Raw genomic sequence first — 26,091 nt, forward strand, 5'->3', positions numbered from 1 at the left:
AAAGCAAAAATGGCTGCCTGATTTAACAGGCAGCCAATTTTCTTTTGTGGGTGCCGCGTCTTCACGTCGATTGTGAAGGCGGGGTACTTGGCCGGCGCTCAGGCGGCGTGAGAGGTCGCGGGCTGGAGAAGCGCGCGCTTCAGGCTCGCGAGATCCTTGGCGGTGCGCAGGCGCTCAAGGGCAGCCGGCTCGCGCACCAGGCGGGAGATGCGCGCCAGCGCTTTCAGGTGGTCGCCGCCCGCGTGCTCGGGGGCCAAAAGCAGGAAGATCAGGTCGACGGGCTCGCCGTCCTGGCTCTCGAAGTCGATCGGCTTCGTCAGCCGGGCGAACAGGCAAACAATGCCCTGAATTCCATTGAGTTTGACATGGGGAACGGCAATGCCGCGACCCAGGCCCGTGGATCCCAGACGCTCGCGCTGAAGCAGCGTGTCGTAGATCGTCCGGGGATCGAGGCGGGTCACCTCGGCCGCGTGCGCGGACAGGTCGAGGAGAGCCTGCTTCTTATTCGTTGCTTCGAATGCGGGGTAGATTCCGCCAGGTGCCAGAAGATCGCCTAAGTCCATGTGTCCGGTCCCATCGGGTCTGTGATCGCCAGTGTTCGGCTGTCGATCAACGTTTTCTCTTTGGCGCCTCGGTGCCCCTCGCTAGACGGGGACGCCGTCGTGCGTCTTACCGATCAACGCTCGATTTGCATCAATTTATGCACCAATCGTGCCGCCCGGCAGGCCGGGGCGGCCAAATCGATGTCTGCTGTCAGCTCCAAGACCGCGCTGCCCCTACCTCACTCGTAATGACGCTCAGTTACACGTCCGTCTCGACGAGATTTCAGGTGCTTCAAACGCGTGAGGCCCACCCCACAGTTTCCCCCGACATTGGATCAATCCAGCCGCTTGCCGGCTCGTCGATTTACAACGTTCAGTTCGCCGTGATCTGCGTTCCCTATCCGCCAATCATGGCGATTTGAGTAACATCGAATTCCGCGTCCGGTTCCCGCCGATCTTTTCGGCCTCTGGGGCTCCGGTGCGAAGAGGATACCAGTGTTCGCGGCTCCCGTCTCTCGGGTCATCCCCCGCTGTCTAGCATCAAAATCGGATAGCTTTCCAGCGGCGTCTCGCGTCTATTTTCTTTAATTATTCCAATTCTTTAGTTTTGGGTGTCCGCCTGCGCGGCGCACGATTGCGTCACGCTAGGCCGGGCTGCGGGGGGAGTCAATCTTGCGCCGCGGAACAGGTGATGTGTCGCGGCAACTCACGCGTACAAGCGGCCGTTCGCGTGAAACCAAGCCAGTTCGATTTACGCGCGAACTCAGAATCTTACGCAGTGGTCTGCGTATGTGTTCGCAGGCCCTGGGCGTCTGCGACTTGCGGTTGATAAGTCTGGGATACCCTTTGGGTTTCTGACGCGGGTCAGCGCGCCATGCGCTCGGCGAGCTGTTTTTCGCGCCGCCGCTGCACGGAGGACGGGATGCGCATGGCCTCCCGGTATTTGGCGACGGTGCGCCGGGCGATGTCGATGCCTTCCGCTCTCAGCTTCTCCACCAGCTTGTCGTCCGAGAGGATCGATTTGGCGCTTTCGCCGTCGATCATCTGCTTGATGCGGTGGCGGACGGCTTCCGAGGAATGGGCCTCGCCTTCGCCGGATGCCTGGATGGCTGAGGTAAAAAAGTACTTGAGCTCGAAGATGCCGCGCGGGGTCGCCATGTATTTGTTCGAGGTGACGCGCGAGACGGTGGATTCGTGCATCGAGATGGCGTCGGCGACGGTCTTGAGGTTCAACGGCCTCAGATGCTGGACGCCATAGGTGAAAAAGGCGTCCTGCTGCCGGACGATCTCTTCGGCGACTTTCAGAATGGTGCGGGCCCGCTGGTCGAGGCTTTTGACGAGCCAGTTCGCGGTCTGCAGGCATTCGAGCAGATAGCCGCGATCCTTCTCGGTGCGCGTCGTCTTGTTGACCTGTGCGAAGTAGGTGCGGTTCACGAGAACGCGCGGGAGCGTGTCGCTGTTGAGCTCGATGATCCAGCCGCCGTCCGAACCCTGGCGGACGAGCACGTCGGGCACCACAGGCTGAAGCTGGACGGAGCCGAACTTCAGGCCAGGCTTCGGATTGAGGTGCTTGATCTCCTCGATCATGTCGGTGATCTCGCTCATGTCCGCGCCCACGGCCTTGCGCAGGGCGGGCAGATTGTGAGCGGCCAGGAGATCGAGGTTGTCCAGCAGGGCAGCGATCTGGGGATCGTAGCGGTTCTGCTCCTTGAGCTGGAGGGCGAGGCACTCGGCCAGAGAGCGCGCGAACACGCCAGGGGGATCGAGCGTCTGCAACGTGGCGAGAACTTTCTCGACGAGAGCGAGGGGTGCGCCGAGCTTGGTGGCAAGTTGGTCCAGGTCGGCGTGCAGGTAGCCCGCCTCGTCGACCATGTCGATCAGGTGCTGGCCGATGAGGCGCTCGACGTGATCCTTGACGGCCAGCGGGAGCTGCTCGCTCAGATGATCGCGGAGCGACGGCTCGCTCGAGACGAAGGCTTCGGGATTGATGTCGTCGTCCGAGAACGAGTTGCTGCGCTGGCGCAGGCTGGCCCAGCCCGACTCGCCGCCGTCGGGGCCGTTGGGCGAGGCACCGTTGTCAACGAAAGCGCCGTCATAGTCACCGTCGATGCCGCCGTCGGCTTCGGCCACGGGTTTGCCGAGATCCAGCCATTCGTCGTCGCCCGCCTGCTCGCTGCGCTCGGACGGCGTTTCGGGCTCTGCTTCGCGCTCGGCCTTGGGGGCCGCCTCGGGCGTGTCGTCCATCTCCAGGAGGGGATTGCGTTCAAGCTCGGTTTCCACGAACTGGCCGAGCTCGAGATTGGAAAGCTGAAGCAGGCGGATGGCCTGCTGCAACTGGGGTGTCATCACCAGTTGCTGGCCTTGCCTCAGCTCGAGCTTTGCCGTCAGCGCCATGCTCAGACTTTCAATTCCGGCGGTCGCTCAGACAGCAGCCGAAGGCGCGATACTGCACGAAGAAAGCCCGGGGCGAATTTGTCCCGAGATGCGATGCGCATGCATCGCGGTGTCTGGGTGCGCAAGGCTTCGGGCCTATCCAGGCTCATCAGTCCACGGTCCAAGGCTTGTCCAAGGCCCAGGCTATACTCAACGTGTGTTAACGAACATATCTCCCAGATAGACGCGCCTGACATCTTCATTCGCTATGATTTCCGCGGGCTTACCTTGTGTCAAAACCTGACCATCGTAGATGATGTAGGCGCGATCGATAAGGCTCAGTGTCTCACGTACATTGTGATCCGTGATGAGGACGCCGATGCCGCGGTCCGTCAGGTGGCGGACGAGCTGCTGAATGTCGCCCACCGCAATCGGATCGATGCCCGCGAACGGCTCGTCGAGCAGGATGAACGAGGGGCGAGAGGCGAGTGCGCGCGCGATCTCGCAGCGGCGGCGCTCACCGCCCGAAAGCGCCATGGAGGGCGACTTCCTGAGGCGGGTGATGTGGAATTCCTCAAGCAGGCTGTCGAGCTGCTCTTTGCGCTGCTTGCGGTTCGGCTCCACCAGCTCCAGCACGGCCATGATGTTCTGCTCGACCGACAGGCCGCGGAAAATGGAGGCTTCCTGAGGTAGATAGCCGATGCCGAGGCGGGCCCGCCGGTACATCGGAAGCCGGGTTACGTCCTGGCCGTCGATGGAGATGCGTCCGGCGTCGGCGGGAACGAGGCCGGTAATCATGTAGAAGACGGTGGTCTTGCCGGCGCCGTTGGGGCCGAGGAGGCCGACGGATTCACCCCGGCCGACCGCGAGGCTCACGCCCCGCACGACCATGCGCTTCTTATAGCTTTTCTGAACGTTCTCGGCGACGAGCCATCCCTGGTGGGATGCCAAGGTCTGATCGTCGGCCGTGTATCCGTAGGGGTCGCCCGCTCCGTTTTGCGCGCCGTACGGATCGGCGTCCTGTGCAACGGGTGCGGAGCGGAAGGGCCACAATTTCATGCTGGCAATCTGCCGTGCTCAAAATCCAAAATAGGGCACCATCGACCTCGATGCTCGGTATTCGAGCCGGTTCCGATGGCAGATGTCAATTCGCCGGCGCGGTCGCGGAGTTGGGTTCCGCCGTCGCAGACCAGCCGTCGGTCGCCGCGCTTGGGGCTTTCGCCTTGCTCTTGGCGCTGCTGTCCTCGTCCTTCTTCAGCTCCTGCGGGAAGAACACGGCGCTGGCGCGGCCTTTCCCTTCGCCCGCGGGTTCTGCCGGTGTCTTCGTCACCCATCCGCCGCCCGAGGGGGCCGAGACGGTGTTCTGGGGCGCGGTGTCGATCTTGCTCTCGCCCGTCGTCATGTCGATCAGAAGGCGGGTGCCGCGTACCATGCTCTTGCCTTTCGACAGCACGACGTTGCCGCCCATCGTCACCTTGTTGGTCTTGGTGTCGAAATCGGCCCAGTCGCCGGTCGCCGTCTGGCCGTCCTTGGAGGTGACCTGAACGTCTTTCCGAGCCTCGATGCGGGTCAGCTCCGCACTCGATTTCTCGCCGTTGCCCGGGGTGGCGCCTGGGTTGGCGGCATCCATGAGACCGGCGGCGCCCTTGTAGTAGGCGGAGAGCTGCGCGCAGCGGATCTTGAACGTGTCCTGGGAGGCGTCCACGTCACCGCGGAAGACGGCGACCTTGCGCTGCTCGTTCACGTCGAGGCTGTCGGCGGTGATTTCGACGGGGGCGTTCGGATTGGTCTTGAAGGAGCCGAAAGCGCCTGCGCCATCCGCTTCTGCCTGATCGGATTTGGCCGGCTGCTTCTTGCGATTGGGCGTGTCGGGTCCGCGCAGAAGACGCGCGCTGATCCGTCCCGGTCCGTAGGAGGCTTCGGGAGGGGTGGTCAGCTCGGCCGTTCCCTGCGTGCGGTTGATGGCGAGGCGGCCGCCCCTCAGCTCGTTGCCGCCCTGGGTGACGACGACATCGCCGGTCAGCAGGATGGTTCCCGCCGTCTCGTTGATCTCGACGCGCTCGCTCGCGGCGCGCCGGTCGGTGCCGGAGGTCATGATCACCTCGCCGGTGAGAACGGCGGTTTCGGCCTGGGCATCGAAATCGGCGGTGTCGCTGGTGACGACGTCGCCGTTGGCGCGTTTCATCACCACGGGCTTCTTTGCCACGATACGGCGCACCTTACCGGACTGAGCTGCCGGGCCGGACTGAGACGGCGCGGCGCCGTCGGCGGCCTGCGGGCTCGGCGCCGTTGCGCCCATCATGCCCTCCCCCTCGTAGGAGACCTCGAGCTCGGGCGTGGTGATGTGCGAGTCGCCCTGGCGTGCGCGGACGCTTCCGGTGAACAGCGCGGTCTTGCTGCCGTCGTTGAGGTCGAGGCGGTTGGCGTCGATGTTGATCGGGCCGTTGGCAGGCGTGAACAGCGCGCTGTTGTTCGGATCCTTCGGGGGCGCGGCCTCGGCAGCCGGGTCTTTCTGTTTCTCGTCCGGCGGAGGCGTGAGCTCAACCAGGACGTCTCCGACGAAGGTGGCCTCGCGCGCTTTCTGGCGCAGCGTCATCTCCTTCGAGCGAACGGAGCCGCTCGGAAATTCCACCACCACCGGCTGGGGCGATTTCAGAAGATCCTCGTTGATAAGAATAGTCGCGCGCGTGAGCTTCGCCTTGAGGCCGCTTTGCGAGACGACGTTGATTTCGTCGAAGAGATCGAGCACGCGCTTGGTGTTGTTGAAGATGCCGCGGCTGGCGGCGATGTCGGTTCTTGTCTTGTCGGCCTGGTAGACCTCGCCCGTGATGCCGTTGAGCTTGATGACGTTCGGGGTCTTCAGATCCTGCTGGGCGGTCTTCGCCATGAAGACGTAGCTACCGCCGTCCTTGTTGTAGCCCTCGTAGCGCGGGTTCTTCATCGAGAGGTCTTCGGGGAGGATCTTGCGGACGGCGATCTCTGGCAAAGTCTCGCTGCCGACGAGCCCTGCGGTGCGCGCGATCGTCAGTCCGTAGATGCCGAGCAGGCCGATCGCAAGGATCGGACAGGCGAGGCGAAGCGTGCGAACGACAATGGTGCGGCGGCGTGCCTTGCGAAACTCGCGCGTGCGGTCGACCTCGGCCATGACGAGGCCATCGCCGGTGCGGCGGCCTGCCATCGGTGTCATGTTCTGGTCGGCAGTCATAACCATCGGGGTTTCCCGCGTTCGGACATCACGGACCTTGTCCGCGAGCAAACCGGCGGAGGGCTCCTATGCTCAAGTCCCTGGGTACACGCACACAGCCTATGGCGCGGCGGCTCAAGGCGGGCAGTGTTGCACGTGCGAAGGCTGGCGGACAATCGCGTGAAATTGGGGTGAGATTGGGACTGTAAAAGCGGCCAGCCCCCTGAAATCCTCAGATGTTTCCTTCTTTCAGATGCAACGCCTCCGCCGAGGCGGTACCCCGCTCAGTGGGAAAAAATGTCCATCTCGCCGTAGCCTGCCAGATCGAGCTTGGCTTGTGTGGGCAGGAACTCGAAGGCGGCTTTGGCAAAATGGGTGCGGCCCTCGCGCTCCAGCATGGCGTCCAGTTTCGCCTTGAGGGCGTGCAGATGCAAAACGTCGGCGGCCGCATAGGCCAGCTGCTGCTGGCTGAGCGTCGCGGACGCCCAGTCCGAGCTCTGCTGCTGCTTGGAAAGCTCGATGCCCAGGAGCTCGGAGGTGATGTCCTTCAGGCCGTGACGGTCTGTGTAGGTGCGAACGAGCTTGGAGACGATCTTGGTGCAGTAGACGGGAGACACGGTGACGCCGAGGTACTTCTCGATGACGGCCAGATCGAAGCGCGCGAAGTGAAAAATCTTGGTCACCGAAGGGTCGGTGAGGAGGGCCTTGAGACGCGGGGCGTCGTAGCCGCCGGGATCGAGCTGCACGAGATGGGCGGTGCCGTCGCCGGCGGAGAGCTGGATGAGGCAGAGCCGGTCGCGCTGGGGGTTGAGGCCCTGCGTTTCCGTGTCGATGGCGACGCTGCCCTTGAACGTGACGTTGGCGGGAAGATCGCCTGTGTGGAGCGTGATGGTGGGGGCTGACATGGCTCGGGCCTCGGGGGTCGGAATGGCGGCACACCCACGAATACTCAACCCATTGAAATTTATCGTGGATTTTGCCTTGATCTGTTGCCGGGTGTAGCGGTTCTGCCGGTCAATTGCAAGGGAATGGCGCGCTTCATCCGCTAAATCCCCGTGCGGACGCAGTTATCCTCGCCGATGCGCGCGCCGCCATAGTGTCGATCCAACGCCCTCGCCGATGAGTTTTTGCGACCCATGGATCAGACCTCGAATCTCAAGCTGCCGTACATTCTCGCTGCGCAGTCGCAGAAGCATGTGACGCACAACGAGGCTTTGCGCGCGCTGGATGCGCTCGTGCAGCTGTCGGTGATGGACAAGGATCTCGCTGCGCCTCCGGGCTCGCCTGCGGAGGGAGCCCGCTACATCGTCGCGGGGGCTCCGACGGGGACCTGGGTCGGTCATGCGACTCACATCGCGGCTTACCAGGATGGCGCGTGGGCCTTCCATGTTCCGCTCGAGGGCTGGCGGGCCTGGGTGTCGGACGAGGATACGGTCTACGCGTTCAACGGCACGACCTGGGTGGCGAGCGGCGGAGGCGTGAACCCGGTGCCGCTCGTGGGCGTGAACGCGACCGCGGATACAACCAATCGCCTTTCGGTCGCATCGCCCGCGTCTCTCTTCAATCACGAGGGGGCGGGCCACCAACTCAAGATCAACAAGGCCGCGGCTGCCAATACGGGAAGCGTGCTGTTCCAGACGGGGTTCTCCGGACGGGCGGAGTTCGGTCTCACGGGCGACGACGACTTTCATGTGAAGGTCAGTGCCGACGGGAGCGCCTGGCAAGAAGCCATCGTCATCAGCAGGAGCACGGGCGGCGTTGCGTTCAAGTCCGGTCAGGTGGATGTGGCGTCGGCGGCGACGTGCGACGTCGGGGCGGCGGGCTCTCAGCGCGTGCGCATCACCGGCTCGACGACGATCACGAGCCTCGGCACGGTTCCGAACGTGCTCCGCTGCGTTCTGTTCGCAGGGGCGTTGACCCTCACGCACAATGCGGTGTCGCTCATCCTCCCCGGTTCCGACAACATTCTCACGGAAGCGGGTGATACGGCCGTGCTCGCCTCCGACGCATCCGGCAACTGGACCTGCCATAGCTATACGCGCAGGCGGCAGGCTCCGCGCGCGAATCTCATCTCGAACTTCGCCATCAATCTCTATGCGGATAGCGGCCGCTTCGGCGGAAACTCGGCGGCATCGGAAACCATCGGAGCCTTTTCGTTCCCGTCCTATCTCTCCGTCTACAATGGCTCGGTTGCCGCCGATGCCGGGAAGTTCATCACCAACAACAACGATTATGGCGGTGCGGCAGGAGCGCTGAGCGCGAACATCAAGGCGCTGATCGACAAGATCCGGGGGGCTTCCTATCGCCGCTACGGCGTGGAGTTTCGCGTCGCGCAGATCACGATGGGATCCGGCACCGCGTCGTCGCCTCAGACGCTCGCGAGCACGAACTATTATCTCTCTCTGTTCCCGTCGTTCGGTCCCCGTCCGCCGGCCGCGACCTTTCATATGTACCTGCTCGCGCTCGATGCCCCGGTGCTGTGGCGGGTCGTCGACAATCAACGATCGTACAAGGATGGCGTTCTGCAGTCGGCGGGCAACTATCTCGTGAGCCCTGCCGATGGCTGGGTTTCGCTCTGCAATCAGGACAGCCAGCCTCCCTATCTCACGACCGGCTATCAGCCGTCGGCGATGAACATTTACGCAGCGCTGTCGGGGCACCGCTATCTCATTGCGTGCCCGGCGCTCATGGGCGGCTTGACCGATGTGGACGCGAACATCGGAGTCATTCCGGGTGTCAATCGTTGGCTGGTGTAGGAGGCCCGAATGCAGAGACTGTGGGACGTGGACTTCGGCGGCGGCGCGAGCAACCTTTACACGGAGGAGCAGTATCTGGGTCTCGCGGCTGCGGGCCTGCTCGAAGGCGTTTCAGCGCAGGCGGTCGTCACGGCGGATACGGTGCGGGCCGAAGCTCAGCGTCGGATCATCGCGCTCACGGGCGGAGGCGACCTGCAATCCTGCATCATCAAGCAGCTCAACGCGCAGATGCGTGCGACAGAGCTCGTGAACAAGCGGGCGCTGGGTGACGTGCTGAGCTCAGAGGAGCTTGCGGAGGCCGCCGCGCTGCAGGCGCTGGCGGATGGGATCAAGAGAATACGCGCGCGCTCGAATGAGCTCGAAGCCGATCCGCCCTCCGACTACGCCGACGACAGCCACTGGTCGCCGTGACGGGCCAATAGCGGAGAGTTGGCTAAGCGTGTTAGATAAGGGCTTCGAGCGGAGACGCGAAGGCCTGTCATGCTGAAGTTTCTCGACGATGCGCCTGTGCCGGTTTGGCTGTTTTTCTTGATTTATTTCTCGGGCTCACGGGATCAGCGCTGGCTGCCGTCAGAAGCTTCTCGGCCGATCAAGTTCTGACGGCGTTCGAAGCGGCTCCAAGGGTTCGGACTGATTGCCCGCTTACGCCCGCGGGCCGCGCGTCAGGCCCGAGGGTCCGCTCGCCTATGGAGACGACTATGCGCGCTGGTCTTGCCGTTTTCGCGCCGCGTGTCCTGCTCTTGGCGCTGATCGCGTTCGCCGCCGGCCCGGCTTCGCTCCGGGCCGAGGACCCTCTATCGGATTTGCTGCCCTCCTGGAACGACGGCAAGTCGAAGACGGCGATCGTCGATTTCGTCGACCGCGTGACCCAGGAAGGCGGGCCGGATTTCGTGGCGCCAGCCGAGCGCATCGCCGTGTTCGACAACGACGGGACGCTGTGGGCGGAGCAGCCTGTATATTTCCAGCTCGCTTTCGCGCTGGATCGGATTGCTGCGCTGGCGAGCGAGAATCCTGAATGGAAGCAGAAGCAGCCGTTCAAGAGCGTGCTCGAGGGTGACATCAAGGGCGTCGCGGCGTCCGGGGAGCACGGGCTGCTCGAGATCATGGCGGCCACGCATGCCGGGCTCACGACAGAGAAGTTCGGCGACATCGTCGACGGCTGGCTCGAGAGCGCCGAGCATCCGCGCTTGAAGCGTCCCTACACGTCGCTCGCTTACCAGCCGATGCTGGAGCTTCTTTCCTATCTGCGCGCTCGCGGCTTCAAGACCTTCATCGTCTCCGGCGGCGGAGTGGAGTTCATGCGCCGCTTCGCCGAAAGGGTTTACGGGATACCGCCCGAGCAGGTGGTAGGCTCGTCGGGCGTCGTGAAATTCGATATCGGTCCGGATGGCATCGCGCGGCTGACGAAGGAGCCGAAGATCGAGTTCGTCGACGACGGTCCTGGCAAGCCGGTCGGCATCAACCGCTACATTGGGCGCCGCCCGATCCTCGCCTTCGGCAACTCGGACGGCGATCTGCAGATGCTGCAGTACACGGCAGCGGGACACGGTGCGCGTTTCATGGGGGTCGTCCATCATACCGATGCGGATCGGGAGTGGGCCTATGACCGCGCGTCCCATGTCGGGAAGCTCGACAAAGCGCTTGATGAGGCGACGGCGAAGGGCTGGACGGTCGTCGATATGAAGAGCAATTGGAAGACGGTGTTCCCGGACAAGTGAGACTGGGTTTCCTGACCGCCGCGCATGGCCGGCACGAATGGCGAAGTCTCGAAAATGCTCTCCAGGCTGCCGCTCGCGGGCGCAGTGCCAGAGCGCCGTGTTGAGGAACTGGCCGTAATAGCGGACTCCCAAAAAAAGAGTGCGCCTTCAGGCGACGCGCGCTGAAGTTCGGGTGCGCTCGCCTCTCAGCTCCCTTGTGTCACGCAGGGCTTGCGTTCCGAATTTATATCGTAATACGATATTTATTTCGAGGTGGCGCCGTGCGCGACAGGCGCGTGGAGGGTTTGAGATGATCAACCAGCAGTATGACGAAGATGCCAGCGAGCACGGCCTGTTCGCCTCCCCGCCCTGCCTCATGCACGATATCGATCCCGCGAGCGGCATGATCATGCCGGATGCCGCACAGGCCAGGGATGTCGCCCGATGGCGCAAGGGGGAACGAGAACGTCTCATTGCCGCCCGGCTCGCCCTCTCCCCGCGCGATCGAGAGCTCCATTCCGAGCGCGTCGCCCGTGATCTCGATGCACTCGTACCACGTGCGCGGCACCTGATCGTAAGTCTCTATTGGCCGTTCCGCGGTGAGCCCGATCTCAGGCCGTGGATGGAGAGGGCGTACGCGGCGGGCCTGCGCCCGGCCTTGCCGGAAGTGGCGGGAAAAGGGAAACCTCTACTGTTTCGCGCGTGGGCACCCGGCGCGCGGCTCGAACGGGGCGTCTGGAACATCCCCTATCCGGCCGACGGCGATCTGGTTGCTCCCGCTGTGATCATTGCGCCGCTCGTCGGCTTCGATCGCGCCTGTTACCGGCTGGGCTACGGCGGCGGATTTTTCGACCGCACGCTTTTCAATCTCAGGCCGCGACCGCTCGTCATCGGTGTGGGGCACGAGAGCGGTGCAGTTGCCACCATCTATCCTCAGCCGCATGACATTCCGATGGACTGGATCGTGACCGGGAACTCCGCTCCGCAGCGGCGGCATTTTCCATAGATTACAAACGGAAGGCGAAGGGCGATGTTTAACTTGGGGACTGACTGCTTCGGGGCCGGCTGATTATTTGCCGGCGTCCGGCAGCGAGCCGGTGTCGAGCAGATACTGCTGCAGGCCCGACGCGAAGTTCAGCGCCGCGCGAGCCGATGCAGGAGCCTGCTCGGGCCTGAAGCTCTCCCGGCTTACGAGGCGCGGGCCCTGCACAAGCCGGACGCCCCGGCTCACCGGCCGCGGGGGTGAGCGCAACATCATGAGCTCGCGGGCGAGCGACGGGGAGACAGCAAGTCTCGGCTTCGGCACCAGGGCGGCAATGTCGTCTGCCGCGTCCGCGGGCTGCTGCTCGCCATCCTCACGAACGTCGAGGCGCTCTTGCGCGGCCTCGATAGCCTTGTCGAAGGTCTCGTACTTGCCGAGATGGCCCGGAACGCTCGGGTAGACACGCCGGCGCACGTAGCTCGCCTCGGCCTGGGTGGGAGATTGGAGAACGCTGATGACGAGTGCCGCCACTCCCTGATTGCGGAAGCCGAGCTTTTCCGCGGCCGCGCGCGAGACGTCGAGCTTGCGCTTTCCACTGTAGGGGCCTGCGTTGGTGATGCGCAGCACGGAGGCGTCGCCGGTCTTGGGATTGTAGGCGAGGATGACGGTGCCGTCCGGCAGCAGCGGGCTTGCGGCGTTGTCGGGAAGATCGGGGCGAAACACGGCGCCCGAGCTCGTCAGTCCGCACGGGTTCAAGCGGTCGAGCCGGCAGCTATCGTAGTAGGAAGCAAGCAGGTAGCCGCGCCATCCGACGAGTGTGTCGGTTTGCGCAAGCGTGCCTACGCGGTGACATAGGCCGTGGAAGCAATAGCGCGAGCCGGGAGACTTGGCATCGGCGGTGGTCACGGCGGCAGTTCCGCCGGTCAGGGCCGCGGCGACAGCTATCCAGGCCGGCAGCGTAAGCCGCCGATGCGTGGCAAAACCCGAGGCTGCTCTACGCAGCGGATGCATTTCCCGTGGCATGTGACGCGGGCCCGCTCGCTAAGACGAGTTTCTGACTTGCGAGACAACCGTGGCGAATGTTTGAGCAGCCTCGCTCACACACAGTAAACGCGCGCTTAACGGCCTCGCGCCAAGGCCTTCGTACATGGCCTCAAGTGTGCGGATTGCTGGCCAATTCCGGTGACGACCCCTGCTCAGCCATCCTGGCGGCGCGCCGGGGTGTCACTGCGGTAGGCTGATTGCCGACTTTCCGCTAGACTGGCAGCACACTGGACGAGTTGAGCGCAACGGGGGGCTGCCGATCGGAGGTACCGATGTTTCGCCGGACTACTCTCCTTGCCGCCCTTTTTTGTCTCACGCCCGCTGCCTACGCTGCCGAGCCGCCGGCCCTCACGCTCTTCGAGAACGTTCGTGTTTTTGACGGTAAGAGCGAGCGCCTCGAAGAGGGCATGAATGTCCTTGTTCGCGGCAACACGATCGAAAAGATCTCGAAGGACCCTCTTTCGACCGATGGCACTCCATCTGTTCAGGTCATTGCGGGTGGCGGGCGGACGCTCATGCCAGGTCTCATAGACGCGCATTGGCATGCGATGCTGGTCCGGCCAACGCCGGCCGCGTTGCTCACGGACGATGTCGGCTACCTGAACCTGGTCGCAGGCGCCGAGGCTAGGGATACCCTGATGCGCGGGTTCACCACGGTTCGCGATGTGGGCGGGCCCTCGTTCGGGCTCAAGCGCGCGATCGATGAAGGCATTGTCGCCGGGCCCCGCATCTTTCCATCCGGCGCCATCATCTCGGTCACGAGCGGTCACGGCGATTTCCGCCAAGCCAACGAGCTGCCCCGCGTCGTCGGTGCCCCTCAGTCACGCCAGGAGCAGACCGGGGCTTCCATGATCGCCGACAGCCCGGACGAAGTCCGCGTGCGTGTGCGCGAGCAGCTTCTGAAAGGCGCGTCACAAATCAAACTCACGGCGGGCGGTGGCGTCGCGTCACCCAACAGCCCGCTCGACGTCTCCACGTTCACGGAGGCCGAGCTACGTGCGGCGGTGGAGGCAGCCGAGAACTGGGGCACCTATGTCACGGTGCACGCCTACACGCCCGTCGCGATCCAGCGCGCGATCAGCGCCGGGGTGAAGTGCATCGAGCATGGCCACCTCATGGACGAGGCGACGGCGAAGCTGATCGCGGAGCGAGGCATCTGGCTCAGTACGCAAGCATTTCCGGATGAGATGGCGGATGCCTTTCCTCCGGGGTCTCAGGAGCGGGCCAAGGCATTTACGGTGTTTGCCGGCACGGACACGTCCATCACGCTGGCCAAAAAGTACAAGCTCAAGACGGCGTTCGGCACCGACATCCTGTTTTCAAAAAGGCTCGCGCAGCGCCAGGGCGAATTGCTCGTCAAGTTCACGCGCTGGTATACGCCGGCCGAAACGCTCGCCATGGCGACCGGGACCAACGGCGAGCTGCTGGCCTTGTCGGGAAAACGCAATCCCTACCCGGGCAAGCTCGGCGTCGTAGAGGAAGGTGCGCTCGCCGATCTTCTCCTGGTCGACGGCGATCCCGTTTCCAACATCGAGCTCCTTCAGGACCCGGCGAAGAACCTTCTCGTCATCATGAAGGACGGAAAGATCTACAAGAACAGCCTAGCTCCTTGAATGCGGTTGTTCGCCCTTGCTTCTGTATTGATCTGGCTTCGGGGCGTCCTGCGGACAAATCGCTCTCAGAGTTTTGAAATCCGCCCGTCGACAAGCTCGATGATACGGTCACAGCGCCGTGCCAAATCCAAGTTGTGCGTGACGATCAGGAATGCGGTACCTTCCCTTCGATTGACCACCCGCATCATCTCAAACACTTGATCGGCTGATTTGGTGTCGAGATTTCCAGTCGGCTCGTCGGCGAGGATGAGAGCCGGGTTCATCGCGAGAGCGCGCGCGATAGCGACACGCTGCTGCTGCCCTCCGGACATGTTGTTGGCGAGGTTGTTTTCCCAGGGCGTCAGGCCAACCTCGTGCAAGAGGGCCCGGGCGCGTTCACGGATCTTCTCGCTGGGGAATTCGTTCTCGACGAGCAGCGGCATCATCACGTTCTCGAGGGCCGTGAATGCGCTGATGAGATAGTGGTACTGAAACACGAAACCGAGACTGCGACCGCGGAGCCTGGTAATGGCCGCATCGTCGAGCGTGCTCGTTTCGCTTCCCTCGATAAAGAGGCGGCCCGATGTCGGGCGATCCAAGAGGCCGATGATGTTCAGAAGCGTACTTTTTCCCGAGCCTGACGGACCCATGAGTGCGACGAACTCCCGGCGGCGGAGCACGAGGTCTATGTCGCGCAGCACCTCTACCTCGACAGGCGTTCCGACGTTGTAAGATTTGCAAACGCCTACGAGGCGCAAGACTTCCTGACTTTCCTCATCCACGGATCGCGACCACAGGATCAAGCTTTGCGGCCCCGAAGGCGGGGAACGCCGCTGCGGCCACTCCAGTCACGGCCGCTATCAAAATTGCTTCCACGAACAGCATGGGGTCGATGACTAGCGGAAACAGCTCGGTGCCGTCCGGTTGCCGCAAATAGCTGTGCCAGAAAACTATGGCGCATCCGCCTGTCGATGCTCCGACAATCGCACCGGCAAGAGCGAGAAGGCCGCCCTGCAGCAGAAAAATCCGGAGAATCTGACCCTGGGCTGTACCCATCGCACGCAGGATCCCGATATCCTTCGACCGCTGGATGACCGAGACGACGAGGACGCTGGCAATGCCGAAGGCAACCGACAAGCCGACGAATATCCGGATTACCGTGTTCGACAATGTCTGCGCGTTGACCGCGGTGAAGAACTGGGAATTGGTCTTGATCCAGCTGTCCGCCTCGACTCCGGTGGCCGCACCTATGGTATTGGCAATTTTGTCGGCCGCGTAGACATCCTTCACGGTCAGGTCGATTGTCGTAACGCCGCCGACAAGATTCGATAGGGCCTGGGCCGTTCTCAAGGCAACGAACGTCGAGCGCTGATTGGCGGCCTTGTTGCCAAGATCGAAAATGCCGGTAATCGTCAGAACGCGAGAGGCGCCGGTGGCCGCCGAGACGATCATCTTGTCGCCGAGCTTCACGCCAAGGTCGCGGGCAAGCTCGGTGCCGATCAAAATGTCGTCAGTCAGGACACGCGTCTGCCCCGCTACGATGTAGTCGGGGATCTTCACGATCCTGAAATAGATATCAGGGTCGATCCCGGTGACTGTAATCGACCGGTTTGAATCACCCCGGACGGCGAGTGCGGAGGTCACCATCGTTGGCGACACATTGGTGATATCGGGCCACGTCTTCAGCAACGCGGCGATCTTTTGCCACTGATCGATGGAGCGAATCCGCTGCGCGGGGCGCTGGACCGTTGCGGCTACGGCCAGCCCTGGTCGATCAAAGCGCTGCGGCCGGGCGATCTCGTCGGGCGGAATAAGCTGGATATGCGGCTGAGATGTCAGCACGCGTTTGATGAAATTGGCTTGCAGGCTGGCCAGCAAGGCCGACATGAAAACAATGACGGCTACGCCAATCGCCACCGCGGTGATGATGAAAAGCGTCTGCGTTCGACCCTCCTTGAGAAAGCGGATCGCAGCAATCCATTCGAAGGGCAGCCATCTATTCATGTGGAAGGAGCCGCGATCTTTGCCCTCACTCGGCGCCCATCATAGTCCGATGGGACAGTCGTGGGGACGATCAGGTCATTCACGCTCAGACCGTCGAGGATCTCTGCCTTGCCGTCGCTGACGATACCAACCTTCACCCTTTGCCGCTTAACCCGTCCCCCGTCGATCTTTAAAACAAACGGCTCGATGTCAACGTTCCGCAAGCAGGCCGCAGGAATGATCAATGTGTTGGGATGCTCTGCAACAGCTATATCTACGGAGATCGTCATGTCCTCCCGCAGGTAGCTTGGCGGGTTTTTCGCTCCGAGCTTAACCTCGACCGCTGCTGTCTGCAGATTGACCCCCGGATTGATGTAGACCACCTCGGCTGGGAATGACTGCTTGGGATAGGCATCGGCGGAGGCGATTGCCTTTTGGCCGAGTGCGAGGAGGCCGAGATTTCTCTCGTCTATCTGAACGACGAGCTGAGTATCGCCGAAAGGCGCTAGCTTCATGAGGACATTGGAGGGCTCGACGACATTGCCCTTTTCGACGGAGCGGGAAATCAGGGTGCCGTCGCGGGGCGCAGAAATGACGGTGTAGCTGAGGCGCGACCGGGCTGAAGCCAGATTGGCCGTGGATTGGTTGAGGAGCATCTCGGACATCGTGTAGTCGCTTCCCCCAGGGCGATTGGTGGCGACTTGAAATTCGGCATTGCGGGCCTGGGCCTTCGCGACATCGAGAGATTTCGTCGCGTCATCCAGGGCCGCTTGTGTCCCAAAGCCGTCTTTGGCGAGGGCTTGCGCCCGATCAAAGGACTGCTGTGCGTTGACGAGGTTTGCCTGCGCCTGCTTCAGAGCCTCCTCAGCTTGCGGCAGCGATAACTCGCGCAGCTGTCTCATGCGCGCATCGGCTGCCGACACGACATTCTCGGCCTGACTAACCGCGGCGCGCGCGTCCCGGTCGTCGAGCTCGATCAGTGTATCGCCCGCCTTGACCGTCTGGCCCTCCGAAACGGGAACATTGGCGACGACGCCGGTGATCTGGCTTCCAATATTGATCCGGAAGGGCGCTTCGACGTGGCCGCTCGCGACGACCGTCTGGACGAAATTAGCCCTGACGACGGGCCGCGTCTCGATCAGGGGGCCAAACAGCAAGAATGGGACCGCGTAGATGCCGGCGCCAAGAGCGGCGATTACAGATGCCACTCGCCAGCGATGTGACCATACGCCTCGCAAAATACGCAGAGCAACGTGGGGGTGCGGTGGAGACGCTTTTGAAGGCTCCTGGTCGGTCCTAAAGTGCCGGCTCTTGCCGGGCGCCTCGATTTCCAGCCTCTGGTTCATGGCCAGCCGGTCCTGCATCGCTGCGAAACGCCCCGCTCAATGTTTCAATTAGCAATCGGCTCGGAGCGCTCTATTGACGTCGATCAAGGAGTGCCGCCGATGGACTGCATCCGAGCAGTGTGTCGGCAGCCTAACGTCCGACGCATAATGTCTTTTGTTGGGATCGGGATAGGCCGCAACGGCACGTTCGAATTGCTCCACAGAAACGCCGTGCCGAAGTTGGATCAGGGCCGCGTGTTCGGTGCGGAGCGACATCAGAATATCGGTTCCGGTCTTCGCACGGCAAGCCGCAGCAGAACGCGTTTGTCGGGAGTTTCAACGGTCGGCTTCGCGACACGCTCTTGAACGAGACGTTGTTCTCCACGCTCGACGAAGCGAGAGCGCTGCTGGCGGCATGGCGCGACGATTACAATCGTGTCTCACCCTCTGACTGGATGAGAGAAGGGCAAAAAGAAGGAATGGCGCCGAGTGATGCCGCCAATCCACTTCCTTTACTCCCAGCTCAGTGCGCCACCGTTCTGGTACTCGATGACGCGGGTCTCAAAGAAGTTCTTCTCCTTCTTGGGATCCATGACCTCGCTCATCCATGGGAACGGGTTTTCTGTATCCGCGAACACTGGCGCGAGGCCGAGCTGGCCGCAACGCCGGTTTACGATGAAGCGCATATACTGCTCGCAGAGCTTGGCATTAAGACCGAGAAGCCCTGTCGGCCATCGACGTCATCAATCAGATCAAGGCCGAAAAACCCCATCTCGCTGCGCGCGAGGGCGCGTGTGTCCGGTGACATACCATAAACTCATATTGCTCATTGCGTTGGCGTGATCTCTCGTGGCGCTCGGCGTCGGCAGGGTGACGATGGATGACGGTCCCAAGAACGGAAGCTGGTTCGCCGCGATCGGGGACGCCGCAGCCATCGCCGATCACGTCAGCTTTCTCGGCTTAGCCGTATCGAACTCCGGCACGGTCCATCGGCCACATCGAGGACGACTGTGCTGGCACGTGATCCAAACCAAGTGGCGGGGCGTTGTTGTGAAAACGACAAATGAGGTCCGCCGTGAACTATGCGCTCGCGTATGTCGCCTCTCTTCTTCTGTTTGCCGCTGTCGACATCACTTGGCTCATGACGATGGGCGCGCGTCTTTACAAGCAGACATTGGGCGACATTCTCCTTCCAACCGTCAATATTGCGCCGGCCATTGCCTTCTACGCTATTTATCCGGTCGCTCTCGTCTATTTCGCGATCATGCCGGCCCTGAAGTCGGGCTCGGTAGCACTCGCCCTTTTTAATGGCGCGCTGTTCGGATTTGTCGCCTATGCGACCTATGAGCTGACCAACTTCGCGACACTGCGCAATTGGACGCTCCAGATCACGGTAATAGATATCGTCTATGGGGCGGTTGCCTCTGGCCTGGTCTCCGCGGTTGTGGCCGCGGCACTTATGGCGTGGCGAGGCTAGCGGCGTGCAAGTGCCGGCTTGAGGCGGTAGTGGCTGACGCCCCATTCGCGGCCGCTGTCGAACCCGAACAAGCCAGACGTTGCCAGGAAGAAGTAGCGCCACCGGCGCTGCCAGATGTCCTGCTCTGTGCCGTAAGTCTGATGCAGGATCTGTGCGGCGGCATCGCGCCCCCCGTCCAGGTTCTTGAGCCAGTCTTCAGCCGTGCGCGCATAATGCGTTCCGGCCCAGTACCACTCTTCCTCCACATCGAATAGGTCTGGGAAGCTGCGGATGAGTGTGCGGCTCGGCATGCAACCGCCCGTGAAAAAGTGCTGTGCGATCCAATCGTCCTTCTCGGCGTGATCGAAGCGATACGGCGTGCTGCGGTGGGTAAACACATGCATGAACATGCGCCCGTCAGCCGCAAGCCAGTTCCGGCAACGTCTCAAGAGTTCGCGCCAGTTGGCCATGTGCTCGAACATCTCGATCGACACGACGCGGTCGAACTTTCGCTCGGTATCAAAATGGTTCATGTCGGCGGTGACGAGCTCGATATTGTCCAGACCTTCGTCACGCGCCTTGCCCTCGATGAAGGCACGCTGTGAATGCGAGTTGGAGACCGCCAGGATGCGCGCGCGCGGATAGGTCCGCGCCATCCAGAGGCTGAGGGAGCCCCATCCGCACCCGAGCTCCAGAATAGTCTGGCCGTCGCTCAGACCAGCGTGCTCGGCCGTCAAAGCGAGCGCGCGCTCCTCGGCTTGGGCGAGCGTCGTGTCTGATGCTTCGTAATAGCAGCAGGAGTATTTCCGTTGGGGGCCGAGCACGAGCTCGAAAAAGGAAGCAGGCACCTCGTAATGCTGCTCGTTCGCAGCATCCGTGTGTACCGCGATCGGGAGCAGCTCAAGCTCTCTGGCAAAGCTCTCGGTTGCGGTTTGCCCGGCCAGCGCAAGCTGGCGGCTCGTCCGACCGACAAGGGCCCCAATTCCGAGCCGGACGATGGCGTCAGGAATCGGGACGCGTTCTGCGAGATCGTATGCGCTTTTCCAGAGCGTCATTGAGATGCGTCTCCGTAAGTCGTCCGCTGCGGTAACGGAAAAAACGCGCTTGTGCGCGCCTGATAGCGGCGATAGGCGTCACCGCGCGAGCGGAGCATGTGCTCCTCGAGCGGTGGAACGCCGGAGACATGTCTGAGAAGCCAATACATGCAGATAGGCCCAGCGATGGCGACCCAGCCCAGCGGGTAGCCGCCCGTGATGTCGATGGCGATCAGCGGGTAGGCAATCCAACCCAGCCACTCGAAAAAATAGTTCGGATGGCGCGACCATCGCCACAAGCCCGCGTCGCACACTTTGCCGCGAATGGCAGGAGACGCGCGAAATCGGCGCAACTGATGATCGGCTAAGGCGGCTCCCGCGATTGCCATTAGAAACACGGCTACCCCGAGCCAATCCTGTGGGCGCAACTCTGCGGCTGGGTTGTGCGCAGCTAGGAGCATGGACGCTGCCAGCGGTATCGTTACAAGCGCCTGTTTCTGCAGCAGCCAGAACATCTGCCGGCTCGCGTCCGCACCCCAGCCCCTGATGAGTTCTGCGTACCTTGGATCGTCGGTGATGCGGAGAGACCGGTTCGCAATATGAACGCCGAGCCTCAGCGCCCAAAGCGAAACCATCGTGGCGACGAGAACCTGCCGCGAACCGGCTTCGCTGAAGCCATTCGGAGCGAATGCTGCGATGACGCCCACCAACCCAAGGCCGAAGGTCCAGATCGTATCCACCCAGCCCGAGTTTCCGCTTTTCTGCTGGACGATCCAAGCGCCAGCCATGATGGCCGATAAGGCAACCGACTGAAGCAGAACCGCGATGAGGACTGTCGAAATGGACATCGGTTCGTCACATCCGAACGAACGGCTGCATGACACGTCCCAACGGCCCCAGAAGCCTCAACTGCCCTTCCATCGCGACAAGACAGATACACTCCTCGCCCGGTTGGACGACCGGCTGGTGATCGACCGTTCCGTCCGCTTCTTCGAAGTCGCCGGCGCCGAACCTGCCACCCTCGTGCGCGTACGCGCCTTGCAGGATGAGCGTGAGTTCGGTCCCCGTATGCGTGTGATTAGGCAGGCTCGTACCCGGCGCCGCTTTCAGCATGAACACGCGCGCGCCGCGGTCGGCTGGCACCGAGACCGACCGCCAGTGCACACCAGGACCAATCCAGCGCCACGGACCGAGTTCATAGCTCGAAAGAGCGTTGAGGCCGAATGAGACGCCTTTTGCATTCTGCGCCGCTGGCCGACGCTCCTGGCCAGCCGCATTGGCGTCGATACGCGCGAGCGCGGTTTGCAGGGCATCGCTCCGAAGGGGCGCTGGCTGCGCTGCCTCCAGAATGGATCCCGCAATGTGATCGGAAGCCGCGACTAAGGCTGCACAGGACGCACAAAGCTCGACATGCGCGGCAACGAGCACATGCCTGCCTTCGTCCAGGCTGCCGCGGATGTATGCCGCGAGGGTCTCGTCGGAGGGATGGCGATGTGTGGTTTTCATTGTTCGTCCAACAATTCGCGTAGCCTCTGCATCGCGAGCCGTATGCGCGATTTCACGGTACCAAGCGGAATGCTCAACTCTTTGGCGATTTCTGAGTGAGGCTTCTCTTCAAAAAACGAGAGTGTGATCACGCGGAGCTGTTCGGGGCTGAGTGCTGCGATTGCAGTCCGTACGCGTGCTTCCATATACCGGTCCGAAACGATCGCGTCCGGCTGCGGGACGTCATCGTTCTGCACCGGCAGGTCGGCTGTCGCGGCAGCGGATCGGTGGTCGCGGCGCAGTTCGTCGACATAGAGATTTTTCGCAATCCGATAGATCCATCCTGACGCGCTCGCTCCGGCCGGATCGAACAAGCCCGCCTTCCTCCAGACAGCAAGCATGGCGTCTTGCGTGATCTCTTCGGCCCGTCCAGACGACGCGCCGATACGCATGAGGAGCGTCTTGAGGCGAGGCGCAAAATATTCGAAGAGCTGCGCAAAGGCGGCCCGGTCCCCGGTCTGGGCGATCGCCACAATCAACGCCGCGTGGTCAGCCGGCACAAACGCCCCTTTCTCCTGGCTAGATGTCACCACCGGCCTCGCCTTTTTGACGCCCCAAACCATGGGTGTCGCCCCGGGCCGCTCGCGCGTTCGCGCTCGCGTTCGAGGTCGCCGCGGACCGATATGTCTTGCCTGAGACCACATGCGCAAAACAACGCTCGGGATCGTAACCTGGATCACCGGGCGCTTGTGATCCAACCCCCGCCGCCATTCGTTGGGTTTCTAGATTGTGGTACCGTGCGAGCATAAATGGACGTCTCATCAGCACCAGCTCTCCGGATCGCCGTCGTGGGATCTGGTGTTTCCGGGCTTTCCGCTGCGTGGTTGCTCAGCGCTCGCCATGACGTGACGCTTTTTGAGCAAACGGACCGGCTGGGAGGCCACGCCAACACGGTCGTCGTGGACGGACCCCAAGGGCAGATCGAGGTTGATACGGGCTTTATCGTCTACAATCATCAGACCTATCCAAATCTCGTAGCGCTATTTGACTGCCTCGGTATCGACTCCTACGAAACAGAAATGTCGTTCTCCGTCTCCCGGGATGCTGGGAGGCTCGAATACGCTGGAACGAGCGTTGCGGCGCTGTTCGCCCAGCCCGCAAATATCGTCCGGCCGGGGTTCTGGGCCATGCTGCTCGAGCTGCGCAGGTTCTACGCGAACGCCCCGCGCGACTTGCCGGAACTCGCCGTCCGGCCGCTCAGCCTGGGAGAATACCTCGATCTGCGAAAGTATGGAGCGCAGTTTCGCAACGACCACCTTTTGCCTATGGCGGCAGCAATCTGGTCGGCACCACCCGCTACGATGCTCGACTATCCCGCGGCGTCGTTCATTCGCTTCTACGAAAACCATGGTCTTCTGAAACTTCACGCGCGGCCAGCATGGCATACGGTCGTCGGGGGGAGCAAGGTATACGTCCAGAAACTGGCGCAGCGGCTCGGCGGGAATATCCGGAGCGGAAACAAGGTTGTGGGGGTGGCGCGGGACGCACGCGGCGCCGTTGTGCGCACGGCGGACGGACGAGCAGAGCGCTTCGACCATGTTGTCGTCGCCACTCACGCCGACGAAGCCCTCGCCCTGCTGGGCGATGCTACGGACAAAGAGCGCCGGCTTCTGGGCGCCTTCCGCTATTCGAACAACCGCGCGTTCCTCCACACCGACTCTCGCTTAATGCCCCGGCGCCGGGGCGTCTGGTCGAGCTGGAACTACGTTGAAAGCGGCGACGGCGCCTACGTGACGTACTGGATGAACCGTCTGCAACGCATACCGGCCGCTCCGCCGTTGTTCGTAACGCTTAACCCATCTCGCCCGCCGGAGCAGGCCTCGGTAGTGACAGTCGCTGAATATGCGCACCCAATCTTCGACGGGAAGGCGGTCGAGACTCAGAAGCATCTTTGGTCACTGCAGGGCGAGCGAAACACGTGGTTCTGCGGGGCATATTTCGGGTCGGGCTTCCACGAGGACGGGCTCCAGGCCGGGCTTGCCGTCGCTGAGGATCTTGGTGGCGTTAAGCGGCCGTGGAGCGTGGAAAACGACTCCGGCCGGATCGTGCGCGGTTCACGTGTCACGCCCCCCGTACGTGAGGCCGTGTCATGAGCTTCAGATCATCCATCTACAGCGGATGGGTCATGCACAGCCGCCGTATGCCGCGCGTGCACGCCTTCCGCTATCGCGTCTGGTGGATGCTCGTTGATCTCGACGAACTCGAGGGTGTCGATGGCGCGTTGCGCCTGTTCTCCCACAACCGGTTCAACGTTTTCTCGCTGTACGACAGCGACTACGGGCACGGCAAAGGAAGTCTTCGCCGGTACGTAGAAGAGCGACTGAGCGAAGCCGGCTTATCGCATGCCGGGGCGCGCATCGAGCTTCTCACGATGCCGCGCCTATGCGGCTACGCGTTCAACCCGCTGAGCATCTATTTTTGCCATGACCATTCGGGCGGCGTCGCGGCGGTGATCTACGAGGTTCACAACACGTTCGGCGAACGTCATTCCTACCTTATCGAGGCATCAGCCGATCCTTCGGGTACGCTGCACCAGACCAGTTCGAAAGCATTCTACGTCTCCCCGTTTCTCGACGATGAGCTGACCTACAAGTTTCGATTGCGCGCTCCGGACACGCGGATCGTCGTGACGATAACGGGGCTTGATGGCGGGTCCAAACCTGTAATCCACACGGCCATGCATGGGACGCGGATGCCGCTCACGAGCGCGGAACTGCTGCGCCGATGTCTTTCCCATCCCCTGCTGACGTTCAAAGTCATAGGCGCGATCCACTGGGAAGCTCTCAGAATTTTCTCCAAAGGAATTCGCATCCGGCCACGCACTCCCGTGGACGGTCATGGTGCAACAATTGGGAGCCACACAAGGTACGCGCAGGGGGACAATGGCTGACCAAGCGACGGTAAAGGCTCTGCCGAATAAGGCGTCTGACGCACGGTTGAGCACGGTCTGGGAATGGTTCATGCGCCGGATCGTCGGCCCCTTCCCAACGGGCTCGTTGAGTATCGATCTGCCGTCGGCACGGCGCATCGAGCTCTCAGGTGACCGGCCTGGACACAATGCGCATATCGCGGTGCATAGCTGGCGGGCACTTCCCCGCCTTGCGTTCGGGGGCGATGTTGGGTTTGCCGAGGCATTGGGAGACGGCGACTGTAGCAGTCACGACTTGAGCACGTTGCTGCTTTGGGGCATCGACAACACGGACCCCGGGCGCTCCGTTGGAGACTCGCATGTCGCGTGGCGCATGTTCTCCCGTCTTCGCCACGCGTCGCGTGCCAATACACGCTCGAACAGCCGCCGCAACATCGCGGCTCACTACGACCTCGGAAATGCATTCTATGAGGCATGGCTCGACGACGATCTGAACTACTCGTCCGGGATTTACGACGCCCCGGAAACCACGATCGAAGCAGCGCAGAAGGCCAAACTCAGGCGTGTTGCCGAGCTTCTTGACCTCAGGAGCGGCGAAAGCGTTCTGGAAATTGGATGCGGTTGGGGCGCACTCGCGCAGCTGCTCGTTTCGGAGCATCGCTGCCATGTAACCGGCCTGACGCTCTCCACACAGCAATTGAGCTATGCTCGCAGGCGCTTGAGCGCATTCGACGGTCGCGCCGACATACGCCTCCAAGACTACCGCGATGTGACCGGGACGTTCGACCGGATCGTCAGCATCGAAATGCTGGAAGCGGTGGGAGAAGCGTTCTGGCCGGCCTATTTTTCCAAGATTGCCTCGTGCCTTTCTCCGGGCGGCACGGCGGTGATCCAGGCTATCACCATTGATGAAGCACGATTTGACGGCTACCGGCGTCAGCCGGATTTCATTCAGCTGGCCATCTTCCCCGGTGGCATGTTGCCGACCAAGACCATCATCGCTTCGCAAGCCGAGCGTGCCGGACTTTCTGTCGTGCGATCCGAGCATTTCGGACCGAGCTATGCGCGCACGCTAGCCGACTGGCGCATCCGCTTCGATCGAGCCTGGCCAGCGATCCAAGCCCTGGGCTTTGATGAGCGGTTCCGGAGGCTCTGGGATTACTACCTCGTCTATTGCGAGGTCGGCTTCGAGGCAGGATGGCTGGATGTCGGACTGTACCAGATCCGGCATGCCGCGCGATCGAGTTAATCCACGCCCATTCCTCCACGCCCGTCAATTCAGGAGCCGCCATGCAATTTTCTCAGAAGGAGTTTGACCTGGAAACTCGGAGGGTTCTCAATTCTGCACTCGAGACTGCGCGGGTCAGGCTCAAGCTAGCCCGCAGCGCCAAGCAGGAATTGCAGAGCTTGGCGGACATTATAGCCGCTCATGCCAAGCTAGGCCTTTTCGACGCCGAAGGATTGGCGAGACAGGCCGTACGAGGCTTTCGTGGGGAACACGACAAGTCGTCAGCCGCTTCGCAGAATTGTGAAGCGCCGTAGCTCTAGGCAGGCGCGTCACGGAAGCCCACGACGTTAAGACTGAGTACCTTGGGGCGAGATCTGGACTGGTTTGGTCTCGGACCCTTACCGATCCTGTTCGCTGTGGAGCCAATGCGCTGGTTCAAAGTCAGCTTACTTCAGCTTGGTGATGGGCAGTATTGAAGTCA

The 26,091-nt window shown here is 62.2% G+C and carries 22 protein-coding genes and 2 pseudogenes; 10 read left to right on the forward strand and 14 right to left on the reverse strand.

Annotated features, from left to right (window positions below; translation table 11 throughout):
- Window positions 1-98: 98 nt before the first annotated feature.
- The 5 genes from PE058_RS03080 to PE058_RS03100 all read right to left on the reverse strand — a co-directional run bounded on the left by PE058_RS03080 (window position 99) and on the right by PE058_RS03100 (window position 7,004).
- Entirely contained in the window at window positions 99-563 is a 465-nt protein-coding gene (locus PE058_RS03080) for a PTS sugar transporter subunit IIA (RefSeq protein ID WP_020084001.1), read from the reverse strand.
- A gap of 843 nt (window positions 564-1,406) precedes the next feature.
- Window positions 1,407-2,936 (reverse strand): RNA polymerase factor sigma-54, encoded by a 1,530-nt coding sequence (gene rpoN, locus PE058_RS03085; protein ID WP_020084002.1) that lies wholly within the window; start codon window positions 2,934-2,936, stop codon window positions 1,407-1,409.
- Window positions 2,937-3,125: 189 nt separating this feature from the next.
- A complete protein-coding gene (lptB, locus tag PE058_RS03090; protein ID WP_020084003.1) occupies window positions 3,126-3,974 on the reverse strand; it encodes an LPS export ABC transporter ATP-binding protein in 849 nt (282 codons plus the stop codon).
- Window positions 3,975-4,059: 85 nt separating this feature from the next.
- The gene (gene lptC / locus PE058_RS03095; protein WP_271029807.1) at window positions 4,060-6,126 is read right to left on the reverse strand and encodes an LPS export ABC transporter periplasmic protein LptC; all 2,067 of its coding nucleotides are present in this window, start codon (window positions 6,124-6,126) and stop codon (window positions 4,060-4,062) included.
- A gap of 257 nt (window positions 6,127-6,383) precedes the next feature.
- A complete protein-coding gene (locus PE058_RS03100; protein ID WP_020084005.1) occupies window positions 6,384-7,004 on the reverse strand; it encodes a ribonuclease D in 621 nt (206 codons plus the stop codon).
- A 231-nt stretch (window positions 7,005-7,235) separates the two neighbouring features.
- Between PE058_RS03100 and PE058_RS03105 the strand changes: the two genes are divergently transcribed.
- The 4 genes from PE058_RS03105 (at window position 7,236) to PE058_RS03120 (ending at window position 11,558) form a co-directional block, all read left to right on the forward strand.
- A complete protein-coding gene (locus tag PE058_RS03105) occupies window positions 7,236-8,855 on the forward strand; it encodes a DUF2793 domain-containing protein (RefSeq protein ID WP_271029808.1) in 1,620 nt (539 codons plus the stop codon).
- Window positions 8,856-8,864: 9 nt separating this feature from the next.
- Window positions 8,865-9,266, forward strand: a complete 402-nt coding sequence (locus PE058_RS03110) for a hypothetical protein (RefSeq protein ID WP_020084007.1) — start codon at window positions 8,865-8,867, stop codon at window positions 9,264-9,266.
- A 287-nt stretch (window positions 9,267-9,553) separates the two neighbouring features.
- The gene (locus PE058_RS03115; RefSeq protein WP_271029809.1) at window positions 9,554-10,573 is read left to right on the forward strand and encodes an HAD family hydrolase; all 1,020 of its coding nucleotides are present in this window, start codon (window positions 9,554-9,556) and stop codon (window positions 10,571-10,573) included.
- 289 nt (window positions 10,574-10,862) lie between these two features.
- On the forward strand, window positions 10,863-11,558 hold the full coding sequence (locus PE058_RS03120) for a 5-formyltetrahydrofolate cyclo-ligase (protein ID WP_020084009.1): 696 nt from the start codon (window positions 10,863-10,865) through the stop codon (window positions 11,556-11,558).
- 63 nt (window positions 11,559-11,621) lie between these two features.
- Here PE058_RS03120 and PE058_RS03125 read toward each other — a convergent pair whose 3' ends face one another.
- Entirely contained in the window at window positions 11,622-12,440 is an 819-nt protein-coding gene (locus PE058_RS03125) for a septal ring lytic transglycosylase RlpA family protein (protein ID WP_271029810.1), read from the reverse strand.
- 410 nt (window positions 12,441-12,850) lie between these two features.
- Between PE058_RS03125 and PE058_RS03130 the strand changes: the two genes are divergently transcribed.
- Complete coding sequence (locus tag PE058_RS03130; protein ID WP_271029811.1) at window positions 12,851-14,191, forward strand: metal-dependent hydrolase family protein; 1,341 nt, start codon at window positions 12,851-12,853, stop codon at window positions 14,189-14,191.
- Window positions 14,192-14,256: 65 nt separating this feature from the next.
- Here the strand turns inward: PE058_RS03130 and PE058_RS03135 are convergent, their stop codons facing one another.
- From PE058_RS03135 to PE058_RS03145, 3 genes are read right to left on the reverse strand one after another with little or no spacing between them, the layout of a single operon-like run.
- The gene (locus PE058_RS03135; RefSeq protein WP_020084012.1) at window positions 14,257-14,952 is read right to left on the reverse strand and encodes an ABC transporter ATP-binding protein; all 696 of its coding nucleotides are present in this window, start codon (window positions 14,950-14,952) and stop codon (window positions 14,257-14,259) included.
- Window positions 14,945-16,174, reverse strand: coding sequence for an ABC transporter permease (locus tag PE058_RS03140; RefSeq protein WP_271029812.1), 1,230 nt, complete (start codon window positions 16,172-16,174; stop codon window positions 14,945-14,947). The genes PE058_RS03135 and PE058_RS03140 overlap by 8 nt, the downstream gene beginning before the upstream one ends.
- Window positions 16,171-17,499 (reverse strand): efflux RND transporter periplasmic adaptor subunit, encoded by a 1,329-nt coding sequence (locus tag PE058_RS03145; protein ID WP_271029813.1) that lies wholly within the window; start codon window positions 17,497-17,499, stop codon window positions 16,171-16,173. The genes PE058_RS03140 and PE058_RS03145 overlap by 4 nt, the downstream gene beginning before the upstream one ends.
- A gap of 281 nt (window positions 17,500-17,780) precedes the next feature.
- On the opposite strand from PE058_RS03145, the pseudogene PE058_RS03150 reads away from it, so the two are divergent.
- Window positions 17,781-17,924 (forward strand): annotated as a pseudogene (locus PE058_RS03150) (integrase core domain-containing protein); the annotation flags it as partial.
- A 66-nt stretch (window positions 17,925-17,990) separates the two neighbouring features.
- Here the strand turns inward: PE058_RS03150 and PE058_RS03155 are convergent.
- Window positions 17,991-18,209 (reverse strand): annotated as a pseudogene (locus PE058_RS03155) (ribonucleotide-diphosphate reductase subunit beta); the annotation flags it as partial.
- A 344-nt stretch (window positions 18,210-18,553) separates the two neighbouring features.
- Between PE058_RS03155 and PE058_RS03160 the strand changes: the two are divergent.
- Complete coding sequence (locus PE058_RS03160) at window positions 18,554-18,955, forward strand: DUF2177 family protein (protein ID WP_156827157.1); 402 nt, start codon at window positions 18,554-18,556, stop codon at window positions 18,953-18,955.
- Here the strand turns inward: PE058_RS03160 and PE058_RS03165 are convergent.
- Genes PE058_RS03165 through PE058_RS03180 form a run of 4 tightly spaced genes read right to left on the reverse strand, consistent with a single transcriptional unit; the run spans window position 18,952 to window position 22,076 of the window.
- The gene (locus PE058_RS03165; protein ID WP_020084017.1) at window positions 18,952-19,989 is read right to left on the reverse strand and encodes an SAM-dependent methyltransferase; all 1,038 of its coding nucleotides are present in this window, start codon (window positions 19,987-19,989) and stop codon (window positions 18,952-18,954) included. The two genes, PE058_RS03160 and PE058_RS03165, sit on opposite strands and share 4 nt — an antisense overlap.
- Complete coding sequence (locus tag PE058_RS03170) at window positions 19,986-20,816, reverse strand: DUF1295 domain-containing protein (RefSeq protein ID WP_271029814.1); 831 nt, start codon at window positions 20,814-20,816, stop codon at window positions 19,986-19,988. The genes PE058_RS03165 and PE058_RS03170 overlap by 4 nt, the downstream gene beginning before the upstream one ends.
- A 7-nt stretch (window positions 20,817-20,823) precedes the next feature.
- Window positions 20,824-21,474: a ChrR family anti-sigma-E factor gene (locus PE058_RS03175; protein ID WP_271029815.1), complete on the reverse strand. Its 651-nt coding sequence runs from the start codon at window positions 21,472-21,474 to the stop codon at window positions 20,824-20,826.
- Window positions 21,471-22,076, reverse strand: a complete 606-nt coding sequence (locus PE058_RS03180) for a sigma-70 family RNA polymerase sigma factor (RefSeq protein ID WP_271029816.1) — start codon at window positions 22,074-22,076, stop codon at window positions 21,471-21,473. Before PE058_RS03180 ends, PE058_RS03175 begins: the two co-directional genes overlap by 4 nt.
- A gap of 186 nt (window positions 22,077-22,262) precedes the next feature.
- On the opposite strand from PE058_RS03180, the gene PE058_RS03185 reads away from it, so the two are divergent.
- From PE058_RS03185 to PE058_RS03195, 3 genes are all read left to right on the forward strand, one after another.
- Window positions 22,263-23,606, forward strand: coding sequence for an NAD(P)/FAD-dependent oxidoreductase (locus PE058_RS03185; RefSeq protein ID WP_271029817.1), 1,344 nt, complete (start codon window positions 22,263-22,265; stop codon window positions 23,604-23,606).
- On the forward strand, window positions 23,603-24,403 hold the full coding sequence (locus PE058_RS03190) for a DUF1365 domain-containing protein (protein WP_271029818.1): 801 nt from the start codon (window positions 23,603-23,605) through the stop codon (window positions 24,401-24,403). Before PE058_RS03185 ends, PE058_RS03190 begins: the two co-directional genes overlap by 4 nt.
- Window positions 24,404-24,473: 70 nt before the next feature.
- Entirely contained in the window at window positions 24,474-25,631 is a 1,158-nt protein-coding gene (locus PE058_RS03195; RefSeq protein ID WP_245257595.1) for an SAM-dependent methyltransferase, read from the forward strand.
- Window positions 25,632-26,091 lie beyond the last annotated feature (460 nt).

This window comes from Hyphomicrobium sp. DMF-1 (assembly GCF_027886585.1).
Classification (GTDB): Bacteria; Pseudomonadota; Alphaproteobacteria; order Rhizobiales; family Hyphomicrobiaceae; genus Hyphomicrobium_C; species Hyphomicrobium_C zavarzinii.

Excerpts from the sequence above, each read along its gene's own strand:
- PE058_RS03145 (WP_271029813.1), bottom strand. The coding sequence starts at position 17,499 with ATGAACCAGAGGCTGGAAATCGAGGCGCCCGGCAAGAGCCGGCACTTT.
- PE058_RS03130 (WP_271029811.1), top strand. The coding sequence starts at position 12,851 with ATGTTTCGCCGGACTACTCTCCTTGCCGCCCTTTTTTGTCTCACGCCC.
- PE058_RS03115 (WP_271029809.1), top strand. The coding sequence starts at position 9,554 with ATGCGCGCTGGTCTTGCCGTTTTCGCGCCGCGTGTCCTGCTCTTGGCG.
- lptB (WP_020084003.1), bottom strand. The coding sequence starts at position 3,974 with ATGAAATTGTGGCCCTTCCGCTCCGCACCCGTTGCACAGGACGCCGAT.
- PE058_RS03170 (WP_271029814.1), bottom strand. The coding sequence starts at position 20,816 with ATGTCCATTTCGACAGTCCTCATCGCGGTTCTGCTTCAGTCGGTTGCC.
- PE058_RS03110 (WP_020084007.1), top strand. The coding sequence starts at position 8,865 with ATGCAGAGACTGTGGGACGTGGACTTCGGCGGCGGCGCGAGCAACCTT.
- lptC (WP_271029807.1), bottom strand. The coding sequence starts at position 6,126 with ATGGTTATGACTGCCGACCAGAACATGACACCGATGGCAGGCCGCCGC.
- PE058_RS03175 (WP_271029815.1), bottom strand. The coding sequence starts at position 21,474 with ATGAAAACCACACATCGCCATCCCTCCGACGAGACCCTCGCGGCATAC.
- PE058_RS03195 (WP_245257595.1), top strand. The coding sequence starts at position 24,474 with ATGCGCCGGATCGTCGGCCCCTTCCCAACGGGCTCGTTGAGTATCGAT.
- PE058_RS03120 (WP_020084009.1), top strand. The coding sequence starts at position 10,863 with ATGATCAACCAGCAGTATGACGAAGATGCCAGCGAGCACGGCCTGTTC.
- PE058_RS03100 (WP_020084005.1), bottom strand. The coding sequence starts at position 7,004 with ATGTCAGCCCCCACCATCACGCTCCACACAGGCGATCTTCCCGCCAAC.
- PE058_RS03080 (WP_020084001.1), bottom strand. The coding sequence starts at position 563 with ATGGACTTAGGCGATCTTCTGGCACCTGGCGGAATCTACCCCGCATTC.
- PE058_RS03165 (WP_020084017.1), bottom strand. The coding sequence starts at position 19,989 with ATGACGCTCTGGAAAAGCGCATACGATCTCGCAGAACGCGTCCCGATT.
- PE058_RS03185 (WP_271029817.1), top strand. The coding sequence starts at position 22,263 with ATGGACGTCTCATCAGCACCAGCTCTCCGGATCGCCGTCGTGGGATCT.
- PE058_RS03190 (WP_271029818.1), top strand. The coding sequence starts at position 23,603 with ATGAGCTTCAGATCATCCATCTACAGCGGATGGGTCATGCACAGCCGC.
- rpoN (WP_020084002.1), bottom strand. The coding sequence starts at position 2,936 with ATGGCGCTGACGGCAAAGCTCGAGCTGAGGCAAGGCCAGCAACTGGTG.
- PE058_RS03140 (WP_271029812.1), bottom strand. The coding sequence starts at position 16,174 with ATGAATAGATGGCTGCCCTTCGAATGGATTGCTGCGATCCGCTTTCTC.
- PE058_RS03180 (WP_271029816.1), bottom strand. The coding sequence starts at position 22,076 with ATGGTTTGGGGCGTCAAAAAGGCGAGGCCGGTGGTGACATCTAGCCAG.
- PE058_RS03105 (WP_271029808.1), top strand. The coding sequence starts at position 7,236 with ATGGATCAGACCTCGAATCTCAAGCTGCCGTACATTCTCGCTGCGCAG.